Below are 21,044 nucleotides of genomic sequence, written 5' to 3'. Positions count from 1 at the left end.
TCCTCCGTCACCACCGCACTACAGCGATTTGAGCGATTTGAGGATCAAAGGCGGTTTCGAAACGCGTCCGATGGCGCACAATGCGGGAAAGGCGGGGCCGCAAGACGCCTCGCGAGATTCGGGAGCAACGCACCATGACCCGCAACACGATCCCCTCGTATTCGATGCATGGGCGCCGCCTGGCGCTGGCCGCCGGCGCGGCGCTCGTTTTTGCGCCGCTGGGCGCGCACGCCGCCGACGCCTACAAGGCCCCGCGCACCGCGTCGGGCCAGCCCGACATCGGCGGCTATTGGTCCAACGCGACGCTGACGCCGATGGTGCGCGACTCGAAGCTTGGCGACCGGCTGGCCTATACGCCCGCCGAGGCCAACGCCCTGGAGGCCGACGAGGCGCACCAGGTCGACGTCGGCAACAAGCGCACCGATCCCAACGCCCCGGTCAACGCCCCCAACGGCCTGGAGCTGAAGCCCTCGTTCCTGGCGGCCGGCGGCGACGTCGGCGGCTACAACAGGGGCTGGCTGGACCCTGGGCATACGGTGATGCGGGTCGGCGGCCAGCCGCGCACCTCGCTGATCACCACCAGGGACGGCCACATCCCCAAGCGCAAGACCGCCGCGACCATGGCCGCCGGCTACTACTCGGGCGGCGGCGAAGGCAGCCGCGATCCGCTGGGCTCCTACGACAATCCGGAGAACCGGCCGCTCAGCGAGCGCTGCATCATGTTCGGCGGCAACGTCGGACCGCCCATGCTGCCCAACGGCTTCTACAACAACGACTACAACATCGTGCAGACGCCCGACACGGTGGCGATCCAGGTGGAGATGGTCCACGACACCCGCATCGTGCACCTGAACGCCCGCCACCGCGCCGACGACGTGCGGCCCTGGTTCGGCGATTCCATCGGCCACTGGGAGGGCGACACCCTGGTGGTCGAGACCACCAACATCCCGCAGAAACAGGCCTTCCAGGGCGCCTGGAAGGACCTGACCATCACCGAGCGCTTCACGCGGGTGGCCAAGGACCGGCTGCGCTATGCCTTCACCATCGACTCGCCGTCGAGCTGGGATAAGCCCTGGGGCGGCGAGTACGAGTTCTCGCCCCTGCGCGGCGTGATCTACGAATACGCCTGCAACGAGGGCAACTACGCGCTCCCCGGCATCCTGGCCGGCGCCCGCAACGCCGAGAAGGAGCACGCGAGCGCCGCCAAGACCCCGACCGGCGGCAAGGACTAGCGCCTATCGGCCTCCAGCGACCGGCGTCGCTGAGGGCGCCGGCGCCTCGGCTTCCTGCCGATGGCCGCCGAACAGCTTGGACGCGGCGGCGATCTCGTCCTTGTCCAGCACGCCGTCATGGTTGGTGTCGAGCTGGTCCCAGCGCGGCAGCAGCATCTTGCCCACCAGGCCCTTGAGCTCGGCCTTTTCGATCTTGCCGTCCATGTTGGCGTCGAGGTTGCCCAGCAGCGCCCCGTCCCGCAGCTCCTTGTCGTACTTGACCAGATGGGTCGAGGTTTCGTCCATCCAGCGGTAGCGCAGGCGGGTGAAGAACATCTCCTCCCAGGACTGCGGGCCCCAGATGATCGTCTTGTTCGGGTCGGGATTGGCCGGATTGGTCTTGGAGTTGTCGTAGACGTAGTGGGCGATCAGTTTCGATCCCGCCGGCACCGCGACCGGCTCGGCGAAGGTGTAGTAGCGCTGCCAGCCGAACTGGTAGCGCGGCAGCGAGAGCAGCAGCTTCTCCCTGCCGTCCGGATAGCGGATCGACAGGTCCGACGCCGTCCCGCGGTAGTGGGCGTGCACGAAGGCCGCGTAGAGCAGCGCGTCGTGCGGGAACGCCATGTAGGCGACCTCGACGTGGTGTGAATCGTTGGGCGGGATCTCGATGGCGTTGTTGGTGAGGTCCATGGTGTGCATCACCAGGCCGGGCTTCTCGTTGTCCTTGTAATAGTAGAACGCCAGCTTGGTGTGGTCGGTCGTCTCCTTGCCGAACGGCGTGTAGTGGTTCTGGAAGCCGATGGCGCCGCCGGCCGGAATCCAGGTCCCGGCGTTCTTCGGCGCGACCTCGCTCTCGAAGCCCACGGCATAGGTCCCCACCGACGCGCCCCACTGGTTCTCGAACGCCGGCTGCCCGGGCTTGGGAATCTCGGTCATCAGGCCGGTCAGCACATGGTGCACGCCGGCGCGCGCCTCGACCTTGATGGTGGCGGCCCGCAGCCACTTGCCCTCGGTGCCCGGGTTGGCGACCCAGGGGTGCTGGTAGTCGACCACGCCGGAAGCGGGGATGGTGTAGGCGGGAATGTCGATGACCACGTCCGGCTTGCCGAGCGGCCATTCGGCGGCGACCAGATGCTTGGCGCCCAGGGGGTCCTTGCCCTCGCCGCGCGGCGCGCCCGCCTCGATCCAGTGGACGACGGTCTTCACCTCCTGCGCCGACAGCCCGCGGTCGTCGGAGAACTTGCCCACGTGCGGATCGGCGTCATAGGGCGGCATGCGGTGGGTGCGGATCACCTCGCGGATCATCGGCGCAAAGCCCTTCACCGTGGCGTAGTTGGTCATGGCGAAGGGGCCGATGCCGCCTTCCTCGTGGCAGGCCACGCAGCGGGCCTCCAGGATCGGCGCCACATCCTTCACATAGGTGATCTCGGCCTTGGCCGCGCGGGCCGGGAAGGCGATCGCCGCCCCCTTGCCCGGCGCCGCGGCGGCGACCGGCACGGCCTGGCCGGCGGTCAACGCGTCCAGCGCCTTGCCAGCTCCGCCGTCCGCCAGCGCCCCGCGCCAGGCGACCTTCCAGGTCCTGGGATCGATCACGATCACCTCAGCCGACCGGGTGACGCCCAGGCTCTCGCCGACCAGCTGATAGCTGTCCATCAGCACCGGCGTGTCGTAGCCGGCCTTGGCGGCCTCGGCCTGGATCGCCTCGCGGCTGTCCTTGAGGTTGGAGTTCAGCATCAGGAACTGGACGCCCTTGGCGGCGTAGGCGGCCTTCAGCGCCTTCAGGGCCGGGGCTTCGCTGCGGATCACCGCGTCGCCGTTCGACTGGGTCACCAGCACCACGGCCTTCTGGTCGCTCATCCGGTGGAGCTCCCAGGCCCGCAGGTCCGCGTCCGCCAACAGGAAGTTGTCGACCCGCGACGGCGAGGCCACGGCCTCGCTCGCCGAGGCGCCCTGGGCGCTTCGCAGCGCGCTGTTGGCCGACGGCGCCGTGGTGCAGCCGTAGACGAGAAGCGCGCCGACCGCCGCGCCGAACAGGCCAAGCCTTGCAGACATCCTTCGAGCCCCTCTCCAAATCCCTATGTTCTAAGCCGCCTCAGGCCATGACCCGCCCGCGCTGCGCCACGAAGTGGTCGAGGTCGGCCAGCAGGCGTTTCCAGGCCCCGGCCATGGCCGGCGTCCAGTCGCCGCCGCAGGTCTCGGCCACCACCTCGGCGACGACGCCGAAGAAGGTGGCGAACACCGCGCGCGGCACGTCATAGCCCTCGTGGGTGATCACCTCGGTCTCGATCAGGTTGTGGGCGTAGCTGCGCGGGCCGATGAAATCGAGGATCGCCTCGAACACCTTGGCCAGCATCTCGCCCTTGATGCCGCCGTTCGCGTCGCGCCAGAACAGCGCCAGCATCTCCGGCTGCCGCGCGAACAGCCGCGCGTAGACCGCCGGCGCCAGGTCGCCGCCGCGCTCGGCCGCCAGCGCCAGGCTGGCCTCGATGGCCGCGGCGTCGGCCGGGCGGGTGGGCGCGAGATTGTTCATCTCAGCACCGCTTCCAGCGCCGCCTGCGCCCGGTCCACGAACACCTCGCGCTCGCGGCCGGTCAGCGGCTCGTCGCGGATCAGGCGCTCGACCAGGAAGCCGATGAACACCGCGGCCAGCACCCGGGCGCGCGGCCCGGCGTCCTCGCCGCCCAGCCACTCGGCGATCGGCGCCAGGAAGCGCTCCTGCACCGCCACGTTCAGCAGCGGCGCCGTGGTCGGCGAGGTCGCCGCGCGCAGCAGGAACTGGAAGCTCTGCGTCTGCGCCTCGGGCGCATGCGGGCTGCCGGCCATCATGGCGGCGACGTCGCGTGGGAAGGTCGCGCGGTTCCAGGCCTGCAGGCGCTCGGGATGCAGCGAGGCGCGCAGCGCCTGCGTGAACAGCCCCGCCTTGCCGCCGAAATAGCGCTTGATCAGGGCCACGTCGCAGCCGGCCTCGGCGGCGATGTCGCGCAGCGCCGTGCTATCGTAGCCGGAGACGCTGAACTGCGCCTTGGCCGCCGCCAGGATCGCGGCGCGCGTGGCCTCCGCGTCGCGGCGGCGCGGCGGCGCCCGAAGGATCGCGACGTCGTTCACGCGGCGATCAGGCCCGCGCCGGGATGATCACCGGCAGGGTCTCGAAGCCGTGCACGAAGGGCGAGTGGGTCCGCGTCGGCTCGCCCACCACGTCGATGCGCGGGAACCGCTTGAGGATCTCTTCCCAGATCAGGGTCAGCTGCATCTCGGCGACCCGGTTGCCGACGCAGCGGTGCACGCCGAAGCCGAACGACAGGTGCTGGCGCGGCCGTTCGCGGTCGATGATGTAGTCGTTGGGCCGGTCCACGACGGTCTCGTCCCGGTTGCCCGAGATGTACCACATGACGACGCTGTCGCCCTTCCTGATGGTCTTGCCGCCGATCTCGATGTCGCGGGTCGCCTGGCGGCGCATGTGCGACAGCGGCGTCTGGTAGCGGATGGTCTCCGACACCATCGACGAGATCAGCGAGGGGTCGGCGCGCAGCTTGTCGTACTGCTCCGGAAATTTGTTCAGGTTGTAGACGCTGCCCGAGATGGTGTTCCGCGTCGTGTCGTTGCCGCCGACGATCAGCAGGATCACCGTGCCGTTGTACTCCTCCGGCGACATGTTCCGGGTCGCCTCGTTGTGCGCCAGCATGGAGATCAGGTCGATGCTGGGCGGGGCGTTCACCCGCGCGTTCCACAGCGCGTTGAAGGTGCCGAAGCAGTCGAACAGCGCGGCCCCCCGCTGCTCCCAGCTCTCCACCGGTCCGTGGCCCGGCAGGTTGGTGACCATGTCCGACCAGAAGGTCAGCTTGCGGCGGTCCTCGAACGGGAAGTCGAACAGCGTCGCCAGCGTCATCGCCGTCAGCTCCTTCGACACCTTGTCGACCCAGTCGAACTCCACCCCGATCGGCAGGCCGTCGAGGATCTGGCCGGCGCGCTCGCGCACCACCGGCGCCATGTTGGCGATGTTGGAGGGCGCCACCGTCGGGCTGACCGCCTTGCGGTGCGCCGCGTGCTCCGGCTCGTCCATGGTGATGAAGCCCGCGCCGCGGCGCCGCTGGCCCATCACCCGCTCCTGCTCCTTGATCGCCTCCAGGTTGGCGAGCGCGATGCCGTCGGCGGAGGAAAAGCCCTCATGGTCGGTGTCCACCGTCATGATGTCGTTCCAGCGGGTGATCGACCAATAGGGGCCGAACTCGCTGTCGGGCGTGAAGTGCACCGGGTCCTCGGCCCGCAGCCTGGCGAACACCGGCCAGATGGTGTCGTCCTGGAAGCGCTTGGCCATGGCCGGGTTCAGCTCCGCCAGCGGCGTGGCGTAGATCTCGGCGGCGGCCGCGTCCGCGGCGGCTTCAGGCTTCACGGCGATGTTCATGGCTTCGCTCCCGGATAGCGTCTTTTGCCAGGACGCTGAGCGCATGCCGCCGATATGTCAATGGCTGTTGACTTAAGCCGGGCCCTAGTCGTCCGACCCGTCGGCCAGCCGGTTCAGCGCCGCGCGCCGCGACTGGATCAGGGCGTCGAGGTCGGCGGCCTTCTTCAGCGGATCGACCGGCTCGGTCCACGGCCCCTCCCGGATGCGGATCGGCAGGTTGGTGTCGGGGTCGGGCGCATAGGTCACCACCCGGTGCTGGCCGTTCTCCGGATGCACCTCGATCTTGAAGTGGCTGAACAGGTATTCGTCCCGCTCCTGCGCCTTCGGCGGCTCAGTGGCCTTCAGCCGCCCATGCGTCCGCGGCCCCAGCACCGCGGCGGTCCAGCGCAGCTGCTTCAGCCGCACCTGGGTCAGGAACGCGGTCTCCGGCGTCGCCTCCATGGCCATCTTCCAGCCCATGTCGCTGAACCGCTCGGCCAGCGCCTCGCGCGCCAGGCGCAGGTCCTCGGCGAACTCCGGATGGTCGGCCCGCCAGCGCATGACGGTGCGCAGCGAGGGCATCACCGGGTCGGTGGTGATCGAGGTCAGCATCTCGCCTTCGGAGACCCGCGCCACGATCTCCTCGGCCGTGGCCGGGCAGTAGCCGCGCCCGCTCACCGGCTTGCGCATGGCCATCGCCTTGGCCCGGGCGAAGATCCGCGCGAACCCCGCAGACTCCCGCGCCCAGCGCCGCAGCGCCGTGCGCGACGGCATCGCCGGCTCGGCGCAGATCGCGTTCTGGCTCTCCCCCGCCGCCACCCGCCGGCACACCTCCCGCGCCACCGTCGCGGAGAACCGCACATAGCCCCGCACCGGGGCGGCCGAAGCCTCGTCACAATCCATGAGAATAGCCCGCAAAGCTCAAGCCCGCGCGCCAACGCCGGGCCGGTCAGGTTGAAGGGGTGCGGCGGTGGAGTGCTGCGCCCCAGGCGCAGTTCACCAGCCGAGCCGCAGTATGCCGGAACCCGATTGCCGCGTCAAGAACAAAACAAGAACATATCCTCTCCCTCGCGCAGCGAGAGGGAGAGGGAGAGGGAGAGGATAAAGGAGAGGGCCAACCCCGCCCTAGAACGCCACAGCCTTGCCGGACTCACGCTCGGCGGCTTCAGCCAAGACCTCTTCCGTCCACCGATTAAGGCTCTTGCCGCTCATTTCCGCAGCCCTCGCCGCGCTCGCATGAACCCGGGGATCGACGCGCACCATGATCTGACCGGAATAGGACTTCTCGGGCGCCTTTCCGACCTTGGCGCAGGTCGCGATGTAGTCGTCGACCGCCTCGTGGAACGCGGCCTGGAGTTCCTTCACGCTCTCCCCGTGGAACCCCACCACGTCCTTGACGCCCACCAGCCGCCCGACGAACACCGCATCCTCGGCATCGAACTCGACGGCGGCGACATAGCCCTTATAGATCAAACCCTTCACGGCCGAACTCCTATGGTGATGAGGAACGTGCGCGCATCCCGGACCTGGTAGCGCTTGGCCTCCTTCTCCGGATGCGGACGATGGAAGCTGGCGATCACGCCCTGGAACACGAACCGCACCCGCGATCCGTTCCCCTCGACCACCTCGCACCCGACCGCCTTCAACAGGCTCTCGATGTCGGCCCAGGCGATCGTCCCCGACACCGGGTCCGTGAACACCGCCTTCAGCGTCCGGGTCTGCCTGCTGTTCACGCTAGCAATATGTGCTTGCAGCTGTTTGGTTGCAAGCACTATTCGATAGCATTTCTGAACCCCGCCCAAATCCCCGCGAAAGCGGGGACCCAGGCGTTTTCGGGAACCCTTGGGAAACCTCCGGGACGCGAACGCCTGTCCTCTCGTTCCCCTGTGGCGAACCCACTCAACCTAGCTCGCCAAACCCCGCAAATACGGAATCACCGTCCCCCAAAAAAGGAAGCCAAGGCAGACCACAAAGAGACCGGACGGCAGCACAATATCCAGCCATGCGACGACCAAACCGCGCTGATGGGACGATTGGATTGCGGCGGAGATTCTTTCGGTATCCGGCATTGAGGGCCGCCAGAAGCTACGGTGGAGAAGATCACTCCCCTCACTCATGTCCGGATGAGGAAACGGCTCATGCCGAATGGGTTTCAAGGCTTCGGCAAGCTCTTCCTCAGCACTATTCCAATCTGAGAGGGCGTCTCCATATGCCCTCATATTGGCTTGAAACGTTTCGGCGGGTGCACCGTCTTCAGGTTGATCAACGACCCGCCTCAATTCTTCCGACCTGATCCTCAGTGACTCGATGCGAGGGCGATGTTCAGCTCTGATCTTATCAACCTGGTCGTCTCGTTCCTTCACGAAGGCGCTGTTGGCTTGAATCTTTGCAACAAAATCAGCCAGACCAACTTGGAGGGCGTCAAATTTCGCCACCAATTCGGCTCGCTCCATCTCAATAGCAACTCTCGCCATATCTTTGAGGGGCTCAAACTCCAGCTTGAACAGACGATATTCAAGCGTCGCCTCAAAGAGGAACCGGATGAGCTGATAGGCGGCATAGACAACCGAAAGCCCAGCGACCACCCTTAGACTTGTGACTATTTTGACGCCGCCAATCTCGATTTCCTTGATTGTGATCAGGTTGAGATAGGCGACGAGAAACAGCGAACAGGCAGCGAGGCATTGAAGCTGAGCTCTGCGCGTCGAAGCAGTGAACGGGCCGCGGATGGCGTGGCGCGCGATCTGTAGATAGACCGGCGCGGGCTGCTTCGTCGCAACTTCACTCATCTTCGCCCTTCTGCGCGAACGGCGCCGGTTCGAAACGCCGTTATCTTAATCCAACTCGCGGGACACGGCGACCGCCGACTCATTCCGCCACAACCGTTAGCTGTCTCCAATCACGAAGGGGACACACCCCGCCTTAAATCCCATGGATGATGCGAGCCCTGGGGACTCGGTGCGTCAAGGACCGGGCGAAGCCCGGCCGCCCCGCGGCGCGCCTCCGGCGCGTCCTTGACCCGCCGAGGCCCCAGGGCAAACTGGCCGCCATGGATTAAAGCTGGGAAGGCGGAAACCAGGCGGAGGTGACGCCCGCGACGATTGAAGTTTCTACGTTCACCGACCAGGGGTCGATTAAACGCTCCAAATCAGCTACAAGCTTCACCAGAAGATGATGGGGACTTCGATGGAGCAGAATGTGCTGCATCGCGGGCGAGACGGCGCGTCATCGGCGTTGGTGGGCGCCCCCAATCGCCGTCGATTGCTGCGGGGCCTCTCCGCCGTCGCCTTGCTGCCCTCGGCCGCCTGGGCTCAGTGCCCCTGCACCAATGAAGAGGAACTGGCTGAGTTCAGGGAAATCATCCGCCTCTACAACGATGCGGTGAACAAAGCTCGCACGAGCGGTTACCAATGCGGCAACGACAAAGGCTACGTCGACAAAGGTGATGGAAAGCATCCAGTCGGAAACTGCGCGGATTGGGCCCAAGTAAGCTGGGCTCCGCTGCGCAGCCGAAAGTGGAAATGCTGGAAAATCACCAAGGTTGAAGCCAGGCATAAGTTCACGTCCTGGGTATACCATCATTTTGTCTACGTAGAGTCCTGCAGCGGTACAGGTTACTACCTGGACCCTTGGCGAACCGGCAAACCGGACGTCTGGGAGAAGTCCAGGTTCTGGGTGACCACGGGCTTTTGGGGCGGCTGGATCATGCATCCGATGGTCACCCATCATCCGGGCGACGCTCCGCAGGACCCCGGCAAGGATCCTTAGGCGCTTTCGGGAGGGGCAATCTCGATGTCACTATTGGACTGTCTTCTCGCTGCGATTTCGGAAGCGCTGGGCCTGAGCGCGGCCTGGAGCATTATCAGCCTGCTGGGAAAGCTCGCGACGGATGTCCTGGCCAAGGCGGCGCTCAAGAAGGCGCTACGGGAAATCCTCAAGACCTGGCTGAAGGAGCTCGTCCCGGCGGCGGCTCTCATCATCATCGCGGAAATCCTTTGGCACCTCTATTGGTGTTACGGGTAGGCGCCGCGATCTAGGTCACCTCATCCCCCAAAAAGGGGGCACACCCCGCCTTAAATCCCATGGATGATGCGAGCCTTGGGCCCTCGGCTTGTCAAGGACCGGCCCCTGGCCGGCCGCGGTGCGGCGCGCCTCCGGCGCGTCCTTGAGAAGCCGAGGGCCCAAGGCAAACTGGCCGCCATGGAGTTAAGGCTGGGAAGGCGGTTCTGACTCAAGGGCGACGTTGGGGAGGTCTGCTCCTTGGCGGGCGAGGATTTGCCGCCAGGATGAAGAGGGCTGGCGGCAGAAGCGATGTGGCCGAAGGCGATGCCTACCCTTATCGCTGACCGCCGCCAGCGGCACACCTCGACTTACGGTAGTGGTTGAGGATTAGATCGGCCCATGACTGTTGATCCTGCGACCGCGCTGGCGACCGCAAATCTTTGGATTCAAATCTCGACCGCCGTTGTCGCCGCGGGGGTGACCTTAGAGTTCTTCGATCTCCTGTTCTTCAGCAAGGAGATGACACGCCTACAGCGATGGGTGCTGTTCTTGGCCACCATCATGATTGTGCTCGGCTGCGGCGGTGAATTCGTCTTCGAGCGCCAAGCGAGCCAAGCTGAGGCGGCGCTAGAGCGCGCGGCCAATTCCAAGATCGCAGAGCTCTCGCGCGCCGAAGCCGCTGACAACAAGATCGCGCAACAAGCAGCACGAGACGCCGCTGCTCTTGGCACAAGGGTCGGGACGGTCAGTCAACAAATCGACGAAGCGTCGAACAAGGAACGGACCATGCATGGTGCGCTACTTGCCGACGAAAATCGCGTTGGTGAATTGCGCGAGGCGAGCTTGGGGCGACACCTAACCAAGCAGATGTATGAGGCCCTGGCTTCGCTCAAGGGCAAGGTGAAGGTTGTGAACCTAGCGAGTTCGGAAGGGTGCTCCGAATGTTCATTGTTTAGAGCACAAATAGAATGGCCCTTGGATAAGGCTGGTGTGATGGGAAAAATATATCACGCCCCCTATGTAGGAACCGGCCTCACTATTGTTCCGCCAGAGGGGATAGAACATCCTGAAAACGATGTCTTGATGCAGACTCTGACTAAGGTGAAGTTGTATTCGTCGTGGGGAAAACGACGACCGGAAGAGTACCCTGGCGTTCCGCCTGATGAATACCTGCTCGTTGTCGGCGAGAAATACGTCGCATTCCCGGCACCCCCTTACATGGGACCGCCCGCGCCGAAGGTGAAATAGCGGCCAAGCCGCTTGTCATGGGCACCTCCCCACCCGTCGGGGACGCCATACGGCCACTTGTCGGCCTGATTTCGGAATGTTCGATTTCAAGCACGGGCTTGATCTCCGCTCGGGGCGCATACCATTCTGCCGCTTGAACGGCTGACCGTATCGCCTAGGTTACCCTTACGAGTTCGGCTGTAATGCTCGCTCTCGGATGCCCGATTGGTCTTGTGGCGGGGGGTGCTGTCCTTACCGGCTTCATGTTGGCGAAACCCAAGATGAAAGCGGAGATCGACATGAATCTACACGTCAAAGCTAAGCTAAGGACAAAGGTGTTGCTCGCGGTTGCGTGGAGCCTGGTTGGGTGCAGCACCCCACGTCGACAGGAAGAGCGGGCCGCTCCGTGATCGAGTTTGCCGAGGCGCCGCAGGGAGGGGTTCGATTCCCCTCCCTCCACACCTCTCAACGTCCGGGTTGAACCCAAAGGTCAGATTCCGCAACTGGCGCAAAGCGGCCGACAATCCCCCTACCCCTTCCTGAAAAACCCATAGATCCGCTCCGCCAGCGGCGCGCTAACCCCCTCCACCTTCAGCAGGTCCTCCACCCCCGCCCGCGCCACCCCCCGCGCTGACCCGAACGCCGCCAATAGCGCCCGTTTGCGCCCGGGCCCCACGCCTTCGATCTCGTCCAGCGGGTTCTTCAGCATCTCGTTGCTGCGCTTGGTGCGGTGGGTGCCGATGGCGAAGCGGTGCGCCTCGTCCCGCAGGCGCTGCAGGTAATACAAAACCGGGCTCTTGGGCTCGAGCATGAAGTAGGGTTTGCCGGGGATGAAGAACCGCTCCAGCCCGGCGTCGCGGTCGGGCCCTTTCGCCACGCCGACGACGGCGATGTCGTCGACGCCCAGGTCCGCCATCACCTCCATCACCGCGGCGATCTGGCCCTGGCCGCCGTCGATCAGGACGAGGTCGGGGCGCACCGGCGCGGCGGCCTCGCCCAGCTGCGCCTCCTCCTCTTCCTTCACCAGGCGGCCGAACCGGCGGCGCAGGACCTCCTTCATCATCCCGAAGTCGTCGCCCGGCGTGAGGTCGGTCCCCTTGATGTTGAACTTGCGGTACTGGCTCTTCTGGAAGCCGTCGGGGCCGGCGACGATCATGCCGCCCACCGCGTTCGTCCCCATGATGTGGGAGTTGTCGTAGACCTCGATCCGCTCCGGCGGCGCGTCGAGGCCGAAGGCGTCGGCGACGCCGGCCAGGAGCTTCGTCTGGGCCGAGCTTTCGGCCATCTTGCGGCCCAGCGCCTCGCGGGCGTTGGTGACGGCGTGCTCGACGAGCTGGCGCTTTTCGCCGCGCTTGGGGGTCGAGATCTCCACCTTGCGGCCGCCCTTGAAGGCGAAGGCCTCGGCCAGCAGCTCGCGCTCGGCCGGCTCGATGTTGGTCAGGATCAGCCTGGGGATCGGCTTGTCGTCGTAGAACTGGCCGATGAAGGCTTCCATGACCTCGGCGTCCTCGTCGCTGCGGTCGACGCGGGGGAAGTAGGCGCGGTTCCCCCAATTCTGGCCGGCGCGGAAGAAGAACACCTGCACGCAGGCCTGGCCGCCCTCGGCGTGCAGGGCGAAGACGTCGGCCTCGTCGACGGTCTCCGGGTTGATCTGCTGCTCCTGGGCGATGGAGGCGAGCGCGCGGATGCGGTCGCGCAGGCGCGCGGCGCGCTCGAACTCCATCTCGTCGGAGGCGGCCTGCATCTCAGCGGCGATCTTGCCCATCACCGCGCGCGACTTGCCGCGCAGGAAGTCGCCGGCCTCGTCCACCAGGCCGTTGTAGTCCTCGAGGCTGATCAGGCCGGTGCAGGGCGCCGAGCAGCGGCGGATCTGGTGCAGCATGCAGGGCCGCGTGCGGCTCTCGTAGACGCTGTCCGAGCACGACCGCAGCAGGAAGGCCTTCTGCAGGGTGTTGAGCGTGCGGTTGACGGCGCCGGCGCTGGCGAAGGGGCCAAAGTAGTCGCCCTTGATGCTGTGGGCGCCCCGGTGCTTGCGCAGCTGGGCGGCGGCGTGCTCGCGGCGGATGACGATCTCGGGGAACGACTTGTCGTCGCGCAGCAGGACGTTGAAGCGGGGCTTCAGCTGCTTGATCAGGTTGATCTCGAGCAGCAGGGCGTCGGTCTCGGTGCGGGTGGTGACGAACTCCATCGACCGCGTCAGGTCGACCATCAGCGCAATTCGCTGGGTGTGGAAGCGCCCTTGCGCGTACTGGATGACCCGCTTCTTCAGGCTCCTGGCCTTGCCGACGTAGAGCACCTCGCCCTCGTCGCCCATCATCCGGTAGACGCCCGGCCGGTCCGGCAGGCGCGTCACCTCGTCCTTGATCAGCGCCGCGCCCTTGAGGGGCGCGCCCTTCTGGTCTGAAGCGGCGGTGACGATGTCGTCGGGCATGGGGCGAATATAGGCGAGTCCTGCTCACACCGCAGCGGCGGCGACCTGCCGCCCTACTTCCCCAGCACCCCCAGCACCGCCAGCGTCATGGCCTCGACCCCGGTGCGGATCGAGGGCTCCGGCGCCGGGGCGAACTGCGGGGTGTGGTTGCCGGGCGGGACCTCGCCCTTGGCCTTGTAGTCGGCGAGCGTCTTGGCCTCGTAGCCGCCCAGCCCCCAGTAGAGCGAGGGGACGCCGGCGATGACGAACTCCGAATAGTCCTCGCTGGCCGAGCCCGGGCCCGCCGCTTCGACCGCCTGCTCGCCGAACGCCGCCTTGAACAGCGGCGCGATGCGGGCGGTGATCGCCGCGTCGTTGACCACGGCGTCGGCGCCCTGGTCCATGTCCACCTTGGGGGCCGGCGCCTTGGCCATCTCGGCCACCGCCTTGGCGGTGCGGTCGACGCCGGACTTCAGGATCTTGCGGGTGTCGGGGTCGTAGCTGCGGATGGTGCCGCGCACCACCGCCTGGTCGGGGATGATGTTGCCGGCGCTGCCCGCCTGGATCGCGCCCACGCCCGCCACCCCGAACACGGCGGGGTCCTTCTCGCGGCTGACCACGCTCTGCAGGTCGACCGTGAACCGCGCGGCCTCCATCACCGGGTCGATGGAAAGCTGCGGCCGCGAACCATGGGCGCCGCGGCCAAAGAAGGTGATCTCGAAGCCGTCGGCGTTGGACGACCAGACGCCCGCCCGATAGGAGACCCCGCCCGCCGGCCCCGGCCCCACGTGCTGGGCGAAGCCGAGATCCGGCTTGGGCCAGCGGGTGAACAGGCCGTCGGCGATCATCGCCTTGGCGCCCCCGATCGCCTCCTCCGCCGGCTGGCCGATGAACATCAGGGTGCCATGCCACTGCGATCTCATGGCCACCAGCTGCTGCGCCGCGCCCAGCCAGGCGGCCATGTGGATGTCGTGGCCGCAGCTGTGGTCCACCGGCGTGGGCTTGCCCTGCCACATCTGGGTGGCGTGGCTGGCGAACGGCAGCCCGGTCTTCTCTTCCATCGGCAGCGCATCGAGCTCGGTGCGCACCATGACCGTCGGCCCGGGGCCGTTCTTGTAGATCGCAACGATGCCGGTCTTGCCGACGTGCTCGGTCACCTCGAAGCCAAGATCGCGCATCTCCTTGGCGAGCTTGGCCGCGGTCGCGGTCTCCTGGAAGGCCAGTTCCGGATGCTGATGGATGTCCCTGTAGAGGGCTTCAAGGTGCGGGTAGGCCTTGTCCAGGCCCGCATCGATCTGGGCCTTTTGCTTGACCACCTCGGCGGGCTTAGCCGGGGCCGCCGCCTGGACGGAACTCGCCAGCACAGCGGCCGCGCCCGCCAGCAGGACGGATCGGAAAATCTGGTTCATGTGACGACGCCCCGGCTCACCTGGATTCTGTGCGCCGGAGCATAGCCTTGCTCCCGACGTCTGCGCCAGAAAGCTCAGAGCTTCGCCACCCCGGTGACGATCTTTTCGTAGACGCTCTTGGTGATCTTCACATAGCCACGCTTGGCGTCGCGGAAATAGAGCGGGCCCTTGATCTTGGCCGGGTCGTAGCCGTCCGCGATCAGGTCCATCTTGCGGGTCTTGAAGGTGCCGGTGGTGTCCAGCGCCGGCAGGATGCGGACGAACAGCGGCTGGGCGTAGGGCGGCAGTTCGTGGACGACGCCGTCGCCGAAGGTCTTGATGTCGAACTCGGGCCCGACCACCAGCCCCGCCATGCCCGCACGCCCCTCCGCGCCCGGCACCTCGACGCCATAGACGTTGGCCTCCCTGACGCCCGGACAGCCCAAGAGACGCTCGGCGACCTCGTTGGTGGACACGTTCTCGCCCTTCCAGCGGAAGGTGTCGCCGATGCGGTCGACGAAATAGAAGTAGCCGTCGGCGTCGGTCTTCATCAGGTCGCCGGTGGCGAACCAGCGGTCGCCCTTCTCGAAGACGTCGTGCAGCACCTTCTTCTCGGACGCGGCCTTGTCGACGTAGCCGGAGTACTCGGACCGGGCGTCGCCGCCGATCTGGCCGATGCACTCGCCGATCTGGCCGGCCCCGGCCTCGATGCAGAGGCCATTGGTCCCGCGGATCGCCGTCTCGCTCTCCACGTCGAACTGCACGAGGCGAACGTTGAAGCGCTTGCGCAGCCATTTCGGCGCACGGCCGATGGCGCCCTCGCGGCCATCGAAGTTGAACATCGAGACGTTGCCCTCGGTCGAACCGTAGAACTCCAGGATCTCCGGGATCCTGAAGCGCTGCTTCATGGTCGGCCAGATGTCGGGGCGCAGGCCGTTGCCGAAGGCCATGCGGATCTTGTGGCGGGTCTCGTCCTCGCCCGGCGCCTGATTCACCAGGTAGCGACAGAGCTCGCCGATGTAGACGAACATGGTGCAGCCCTCGTCCACCGCCTCGCCCCAGAAGTGGCTGGCCGAGAACTTGCGCCGCAGGAACACCGAGCCGCCGTTCAGGAGCGCCGCGCCCAGGGCGCAGAGCCCGCCGGTGGCGTGATAGAGCGGCAGGGCCACGTAGATGCGGTCGGTCTGCTTGGCCCCCGTCGCGCCGGCGAAGCCGCGCATGTAGAGCTGGGCGCGGACGTGGGTGATCCTGGCCGCCTTGGGCATGCCAGTGGTGCCGGAGGTGAAGATCAAGAGCGCGGTGTCACGCGCCCGGATGTCCTCGCGCACGATCCTGTCCGGCGGCAGCTGGCTGCAGCTCTTCAGCGCCTGGACAAGGTCGCGTTGCTCGCCATGGGCGGGGCCAAACACCCATTGCGGCAAGGGCTTTTCCAGCAGGGATTTCGCCGCCTCGAAGACCGGCGAGGTCTCGGCGTCGACGATGACGCAGGCCGCCTGGGAGATATTCAGGCAGTGGGCGAGCGCCAGGCCCGAGAGCTGGTTGTTGATCAGCGCGGTGACCACGCCGATCTTCGACAGGCCATACCAGATCGGGAAATATTCCAGCCGGTTGGGCATGAACAACGCCACCGTCTGGCCGCGCCGCAGATTGATCCCCTTGCCCCAGTGGGCGAAGCGGTTGGCGATCGCGTCGAGCTCGGCGTAGCTGAGGGTGCGCCCCTCGAAGGTCATGGCCGTGCGGTCGCGGTGCTGGTCGACGGCGGCCTGGATGTCGTCGCAGATCAGGTTGGCGCTGTCCGACGCGATCGACTTCACGCGCTTCAGCGTCCGGTTCAGGCCCCGCATGAAGCGCCGTTCGCGCTGAAAGTCGGCCATGAACGGCATTGCGGGCTCCGGCTGCCCCCCAAAAGACAGCTGCGGCCAGCTTGGGGATGCGGCGGACGCGGGGTCAAGGTGTTGCAACGTGCGGCGTGTTGCATGGCGCCCGCCGGACGCGAAAACGCGGCGCCCAGGCCACAAATAGTTAAGCGTGATTAAGACTTAGCTCGGAACAAAGGCAGGCGCCCGGGGTGGGCCTCGCTCGTCCGCGAGATGACGACATCACGCCGGGACGAACGTGAGCCTGACAGTGTCTTCGCCAAGGAGATCGGTGGCCACCAGGCGGAGCGGCGGCCGGGCGGCGGCGAAATATGGCTGGCCGCCGCCCAGCACGAAGGGACGCAAGTAGAGTCGGTACTCGTCGATCAGACCGAGGTCGGTAAGGCTGCCCGCCAGCACAGGCCCCGCGACGTCGATATCGCCCTCGACCTCCGCCTTCAGCCGGCGCACGAACCGCTCGACGTCGTCGGCGACCAGCGTCGCGTTGGCGCCGACCGAGGTCAGCGAACGCGACACGACCCATTTCGGCTGCGCGCGCCAAGCCGCGGCGAAGTCGTGGTCGACCGCATCCCACCCCGCCTGATCCTCGTCCCAGTAGCACATGATCTCATACATTCGACGGCCGAGCAGACTGCCGGCCAGGCCACGGACGTGATCGTTGAAGTGAGGGTGAAGCGCTACCCCGGGCGGCGGCAATTTCAGATGGTCGACGTAGCCGTCGAGGGACTGCATCATTCCAAAGATAAGCTTCCCCATGCCCTCACGCCTCCGCACAATCTCCGAACAGTAGCGTGCAAACTTGCGGATTGGGACGCTAGGAGAACCGTTCCCACGCCGACTGGCGTGAGACGCCGAGCGCTTCGCCGATGTCGGCCCAGCTCACCTCGCGGCCGCGCAGGGTATCGACCACCTGCTGCAGGAAGTTGCGGCTGGCGTCGGCGGCGAAGTTCACCGAGCCCATTAGCGACAGCAGCTGGTCGGTGGGGCGCTCCAGGGGCTTGGTGTAGCCCTTGTCGGGGACAGGGCGGCCGGCGATCACGTCGTTGCACATCGCCACGCACTCGTCGCAGACGAAGACGAAGGGCCCGGCGATCAGCTTGGCCACCTCAGCCTGCGACTTGCCGCAGAACGAGCAGTGCAGCGCCTTGGGCAGCCTGTGGCCGGTGGCGCGTTCGACCTTGCGGCGGGCCTTGATCTCTTCGGGCGTGCGCTTGGGCTTGGGGTCGGTCATGAGAGCCTCCTTGTCAGGTCTTCCCTGACTGTCAGGTATCACCTGACGTGCCGCCGCTGTCAAGACATCCCTGACGGGCCAGAATAAGGTCATTTGGGGGCGGAGTGGCAGCGTCGCGGGACCCGCCGCATGGCGCGCCTGTGCCCGCTGAATTCTCCCATCACATTGTTATAGCTATATTTTCATAGCATCGGCCACCGGCGTGTTCAGGCCCTTGGGCCGGTCCCTACAGCCAAGCCGCGCCGCAACGGAACCGGAACCTGCCGCAACCGGGGCCGTTTGGAGGGTCCAGCATTGCACACCCCCTGGAGGGACTTCGATATGACCGCCACGTCCAAGACCACCCCTGACGACAGCTCGATGTTCGCGCCCATCCCATCCTGGGAGCGCAACAAGAAGCGCCGCGGGTTCGGCTCGGCGAGCCGCGCCGCCCGGCCGGCCGAGACGCGCAGCTTCGCCGCCGAGCCGGCCCTTGAGACGGAGCCGCAGATCGACCGGCTGAACGAGGCGGATCCCGCCAACAGCGCCTTCGCCGCGCCGCCCGTCTATGCGAGCCGCAGCCAGGCCAAGTCGTCCTCGACCGCGCCGATCGCCATCGCCGCCGGCCTGATCCTGATCGGCGGTATCGCCGCGGCGGGCTGGTACTACACTCAGCCGCACGGCCAGGCCGGCGTCGCCGAGCTGACGCCCGGCGGCACGACCACGACGACGACCTCGGACTCCACCACCGCGTCCCCCGCGGCGCCGAGCCAGATGGCGCAAAACGCGCCGCCCCCTGTCACCCGGACGACGACGACCACCACCCGCACGTCGCACAGCGCCACGCCGCCCCGGGCCCGTACTTCCAGCACGCGCAGCAGTTCGGCCTCGGACACCGCCGCTGACGCCAGCACGAGGGCGCCGGCCCAGGCGGCCCCGCCTATGCCGCTGCCGACCCCGGGCGTCGCCCCGCCGGCCGCCGCGGCCCCGGCCGCGCCCCTGGTGCTGAACATCCCGCAGGCCGCGCCGCAGCCGGTGAACCCGCCGACCGCCCCGCAGACCAGCGCGCCGCCGCCGACCCAGGTCCCGCAGACCTAGCCGTTTTCCGTTGGGGAGACGATTGAAGAGGGCCGCTCCAAGGAGCGGCCTTTTTCATGCACGGATCACCGCATAGTCCATTTGCACCATGTCCGGCCGAGGCTCAGACGCTAGCCTCTCCGCGACCGTCAGGTTTTCCGGACCGACGGACTGGACACTGACGAACACATAGACCTCGGCGTCACGGGCGGCCCACAGGGCGGTAGCCCTGGGCGGCCTGAGGATTCGCGAGACGCGCTCAGGCGGCGACGGTCCAGCGTCCGCCTGGGCGGGCGTCGTCGTTGGCGGGCGGTGGGGGCCGTCTCTGCCGACGGCGGCGCATCGCGGCCCGGCTCTCCCGCCGGGCCGCGACCAGCGCGGCGGGCCTGCGCTTCAGCGCCTGTCTCGCCAGCTCGACTCCGGCGCGCACGATCTTCGCGGCGCCGGCCACCCAGGCGATGGCGATGATATCGAGGTAGGCCACCACATCTCCGGCCCCGATGAAGGCGACGCCCGGCGGATAGGCCTGGATGAAGGCGGCGACGGCCAGGACGAAGGCAAGCGTCAGGGCGACCCGCCACAGCGTCCGGCTGCTGACCAGCGCCTTGAGCCCTTCCGGCGTCAGCAACCAGGCCGGCCACAGCACGGTCAGCTTGTAGAGCTGGCTCAGCCAGAGCTCGACGATCCCGCGCATGCCCGCACCCTCATTGCCCAGCGTCGAGATGGGGACGCCGGGGCGCCGCGCAAGGCCGGCGGCTAACGCGCCCGCGCCGCGTGGTCGGCGAGGATGAGGGCGGCGGCGGCGGTGACCTTGCGGCCGGTGGGCAGGTGGATGAATTCGTTGGGGCCGTGGGCGTTGGACGCGGGGCCTAGGACACCGGTGATCAGGAACTGGGCCTGCGGGAATTTCTCGCCCAGCATGCCGATGAAGGGGATGGTGCCGCCCTCGCCCATCATCGCCGCCTCGCGCCCGAACGTCGCCTGGCTGGCGCGCTGGACCGCGGCCTCCAGCCAGGGCTGCAGCGGCGGCGCGTTCCATCCCGGGCTCGCCTGCTTGCCCTCGAAGGTCACGACCGCGCCCTGCGGCGGGTCGGCGGTGAGCGTGTCGCCGAGCGCCTTGATGCAGGCGTCCGGGTCCGCGGTCGGCGGCAGGCGCACCGACAGCGCCAGCGACGTGCCGGGGCGCAGGACATTGCCGGCGTTGGCCGGCTGCGGCAGGCCCGCGGCGCCGATCACCGTCAAGGCCGGGCGCCAGGTTCGGTTCAGGATCAGCTCGGCGAGATCGCGGGTCGGCGGCTCCGTGGCGCCGGCGAAAGGGAACTTGCGCCAGGCGCTCTCGCCCAGCGCTTGGGCGGCGACCTTGGCCTGCGCCTTCCGCTCGGCCGGGATTTCGACGTTGAACGGCGCCGGCGCGACGGCGCCGGTCTTCTCATCCTCGAAGCGCGACAGCACTTGGCGGGCCAGGCGGAAACTGTCGGGGACCACGCCGGAAGCGTCGCCGGAGTGGACGCCCTCGGTCAGCACCTCGACAGTGAGCAGGCCGCCGGCCAAGCCGCGCAGCGACGTCGTCAGCCAGAGCTGGTCGTAGTTCCCGCAGCCGCTGTCGAGGCAGATCACCAGCGACGGCGCCCCGATCCGCTCGGCCAGTTCGTCGACATAGAACGGCAGGTCATAGGAGCCGCTCTCCTCGCAGGCCTCGATCAGGACGACGCAGCGCGCGCGCTTCACGCCTTGCGCCTGCAGCGCCAGCAACGCGGTCACCGAGGCGTAGATCGCGTAGCCGTCGTCGGCGCCGCCGCGGCCGTAGAGCTTGTCGCCCTGGATCACCGGCTCCCAGGGGCCAAGGCCCTGCGACCAGCCGGTCATCTCCGGCTGCTTGTCCAGGTGGCCGTAGAGCAGGACGGTGTCGTCCACTTCCCCGGGGCTCTCGATCAGGATGACTGGCGTGCGGCCTTCCAGCCTAACGATCTCCAGCGTCGCCCCCGGCAGGGCCTTGATCTTCTCGCGCGCCCAGCCGGCCATGTGGTCGACCGCCTGGTCGATGAAGCCGCTCTTGGCCCAGTCCGGATCGAAGGCCGGCGACTTGGCCGGGATGCGAATGTAGTCGACCAGCGCCGGCGTGATCTCGCGCTCCCACAGGTCGGCGGCGAATGCATTGAGGGCTTTGGGATCCATGACAGGCGACTCCGGCGGCGGCCGGATGTCCTAACACCGGCCGGCGCTGCGCCCCAATGCCACATCGCGGCAAACCGCAGCCTTTC

The 21,044-nt window shown here is 67.1% G+C and carries 19 protein-coding genes and 1 pseudogene; 5 read left to right on the top strand and 15 right to left on the bottom strand.

Going from position 1 to position 21,044, the window contains the following annotated elements; translation table 11 throughout:
- Window positions 1-134 precede the first annotated feature (134 nt).
- The gene (locus VKQ35_RS08925) at window positions 135-1,232 is read left to right on the top strand and encodes a hypothetical protein (RefSeq protein WP_324360683.1); all 1,098 of its coding nucleotides are present in this window, start codon (window positions 135-137) and stop codon (window positions 1,230-1,232) included.
- Window positions 1,233-1,235: 3 nt separating this feature from the next.
- Here the strand turns inward: VKQ35_RS08925 and VKQ35_RS08920 are convergent, their stop codons facing one another.
- From VKQ35_RS08920 to VKQ35_RS08885, 8 genes are all read right to left on the bottom strand, one after another.
- The gene (locus VKQ35_RS08920; protein ID WP_324360681.1) at window positions 1,236-3,263 is read right to left on the bottom strand and encodes a redoxin family protein; all 2,028 of its coding nucleotides are present in this window, start codon (window positions 3,261-3,263) and stop codon (window positions 1,236-1,238) included.
- A 40-nt stretch (window positions 3,264-3,303) separates the two neighbouring features.
- A complete protein-coding gene (locus VKQ35_RS08915; RefSeq protein WP_324360678.1) occupies window positions 3,304-3,741 on the bottom strand; it encodes a globin in 438 nt (145 codons plus the stop codon).
- Complete coding sequence (locus VKQ35_RS08910) at window positions 3,738-4,316, bottom strand: TetR family transcriptional regulator (protein ID WP_324360675.1); 579 nt, start codon at window positions 4,314-4,316, stop codon at window positions 3,738-3,740. The genes VKQ35_RS08915 and VKQ35_RS08910 overlap by 4 nt, the downstream gene beginning before the upstream one ends.
- A 7-nt stretch (window positions 4,317-4,323) precedes the next feature.
- On the bottom strand, window positions 4,324-5,613 hold the full coding sequence (locus VKQ35_RS08905) for a cytochrome P450 (protein ID WP_324360673.1): 1,290 nt from the start codon (window positions 5,611-5,613) through the stop codon (window positions 4,324-4,326).
- Window positions 5,614-5,697: 84 nt separating this feature from the next.
- Window positions 5,698-6,495 (bottom strand): hypothetical protein, encoded by a 798-nt coding sequence (locus VKQ35_RS08900; protein WP_324360671.1) that lies wholly within the window; start codon window positions 6,493-6,495, stop codon window positions 5,698-5,700.
- Window positions 6,496-6,717: 222 nt separating this feature from the next.
- On the bottom strand, window positions 6,718-7,074 hold the full coding sequence (locus tag VKQ35_RS08895) for a type II toxin-antitoxin system HicB family antitoxin (protein WP_324360669.1): 357 nt from the start codon (window positions 7,072-7,074) through the stop codon (window positions 6,718-6,720).
- Window positions 7,071-7,325, bottom strand: a complete 255-nt coding sequence (locus VKQ35_RS08890) for a type II toxin-antitoxin system HicA family toxin (protein ID WP_324360667.1) — start codon at window positions 7,323-7,325, stop codon at window positions 7,071-7,073. The genes VKQ35_RS08895 and VKQ35_RS08890 overlap by 4 nt, the downstream gene beginning before the upstream one ends.
- Window positions 7,326-7,496: 171 nt before the next feature.
- The gene (locus VKQ35_RS08885; RefSeq protein WP_324360665.1) at window positions 7,497-8,381 is read right to left on the bottom strand and encodes a hypothetical protein; all 885 of its coding nucleotides are present in this window, start codon (window positions 8,379-8,381) and stop codon (window positions 7,497-7,499) included.
- Between the two features lie 397 nt (window positions 8,382-8,778).
- Here VKQ35_RS08885 and VKQ35_RS08880 point away from each other — a divergent pair, with 397 nt between their 5' ends.
- The 3 genes from VKQ35_RS08880 (at window position 8,779) to VKQ35_RS08870 (ending at window position 10,842) form a co-directional block, all read left to right on the top strand.
- Complete coding sequence (locus VKQ35_RS08880; RefSeq protein WP_324360663.1) at window positions 8,779-9,360, top strand: hypothetical protein; 582 nt, start codon at window positions 8,779-8,781, stop codon at window positions 9,358-9,360.
- 24 nt (window positions 9,361-9,384) lie between these two features.
- Window positions 9,385-9,615: a hypothetical protein gene (locus VKQ35_RS08875; protein WP_324360661.1), complete on the top strand. Its 231-nt coding sequence runs from the start codon at window positions 9,385-9,387 to the stop codon at window positions 9,613-9,615.
- A 378-nt stretch (window positions 9,616-9,993) separates the two neighbouring features.
- The gene (locus tag VKQ35_RS08870; RefSeq protein ID WP_324360659.1) at window positions 9,994-10,842 is read left to right on the top strand and encodes a hypothetical protein; all 849 of its coding nucleotides are present in this window, start codon (window positions 9,994-9,996) and stop codon (window positions 10,840-10,842) included.
- A gap of 508 nt (window positions 10,843-11,350) precedes the next feature.
- Here VKQ35_RS08870 and uvrC read toward each other — a convergent pair.
- The 5 genes and pseudogenes from uvrC to VKQ35_RS08845 all read right to left on the bottom strand — a co-directional run.
- Window positions 11,351-13,252 (bottom strand): excinuclease ABC subunit UvrC, encoded by a 1,902-nt coding sequence (uvrC, locus tag VKQ35_RS08865; protein ID WP_324360656.1) that lies wholly within the window; start codon window positions 13,250-13,252, stop codon window positions 11,351-11,353.
- A 53-nt stretch (window positions 13,253-13,305) separates the two neighbouring features.
- Window positions 13,306-14,640 (bottom strand): amidohydrolase, encoded by a 1,335-nt coding sequence (locus tag VKQ35_RS08860; protein WP_324360654.1) that lies wholly within the window; start codon window positions 14,638-14,640, stop codon window positions 13,306-13,308.
- Window positions 14,641-14,714: 74 nt separating this feature from the next.
- Window positions 14,715-16,502 carry a long-chain-acyl-CoA synthetase gene (locus VKQ35_RS08855; RefSeq protein ID WP_324360652.1) on the bottom strand — a complete coding sequence of 596 codons (1,788 nt, stop codon included), beginning with the start codon at window positions 16,500-16,502 and terminating at the stop codon, window positions 14,715-14,717.
- Window positions 16,503-16,718: 216 nt separating this feature from the next.
- On the bottom strand, window positions 16,719-17,252 hold the full coding sequence (locus VKQ35_RS08850) for a dihydrofolate reductase family protein (RefSeq protein ID WP_324360650.1): 534 nt from the start codon (window positions 17,250-17,252) through the stop codon (window positions 16,719-16,721).
- A gap of 277 nt (window positions 17,253-17,529) precedes the next feature.
- Window positions 17,530-17,691, bottom strand: a pseudogene (locus tag VKQ35_RS08845) (ClpX C4-type zinc finger protein); the annotation flags it as partial.
- Window positions 17,692-18,048: 357 nt separating this feature from the next.
- On the opposite strand from VKQ35_RS08845, the gene VKQ35_RS08840 reads away from it, so the two are divergent.
- The gene (locus tag VKQ35_RS08840) at window positions 18,049-18,804 is read left to right on the top strand and encodes a hypothetical protein (RefSeq protein ID WP_324360648.1); all 756 of its coding nucleotides are present in this window, start codon (window positions 18,049-18,051) and stop codon (window positions 18,802-18,804) included.
- A gap of 238 nt (window positions 18,805-19,042) precedes the next feature.
- On the opposite strand, the gene VKQ35_RS08835 is transcribed toward VKQ35_RS08840, so the two are convergent.
- The gene (locus tag VKQ35_RS08835) at window positions 19,043-19,477 is read right to left on the bottom strand and encodes a hypothetical protein (protein WP_324360646.1); all 435 of its coding nucleotides are present in this window, start codon (window positions 19,475-19,477) and stop codon (window positions 19,043-19,045) included.
- Between the two features lie 62 nt (window positions 19,478-19,539).
- Window positions 19,540-20,958 (bottom strand): M20/M25/M40 family metallo-hydrolase, encoded by a 1,419-nt coding sequence (locus VKQ35_RS08830; RefSeq protein WP_324360644.1) that lies wholly within the window; start codon window positions 20,956-20,958, stop codon window positions 19,540-19,542.
- Between the last annotated feature and the right edge of the window lie 86 nt (window positions 20,959-21,044).

The organism is Phenylobacterium sp., from assembly GCF_035309685.1.
Lineage (GTDB): Bacteria > Pseudomonadota > Alphaproteobacteria > Caulobacterales > Caulobacteraceae > Phenylobacterium.
The sequence above is the reverse complement of the archived record's forward strand: the minus strand, read 5'-3'. Positions and strand labels throughout refer to the sequence as shown.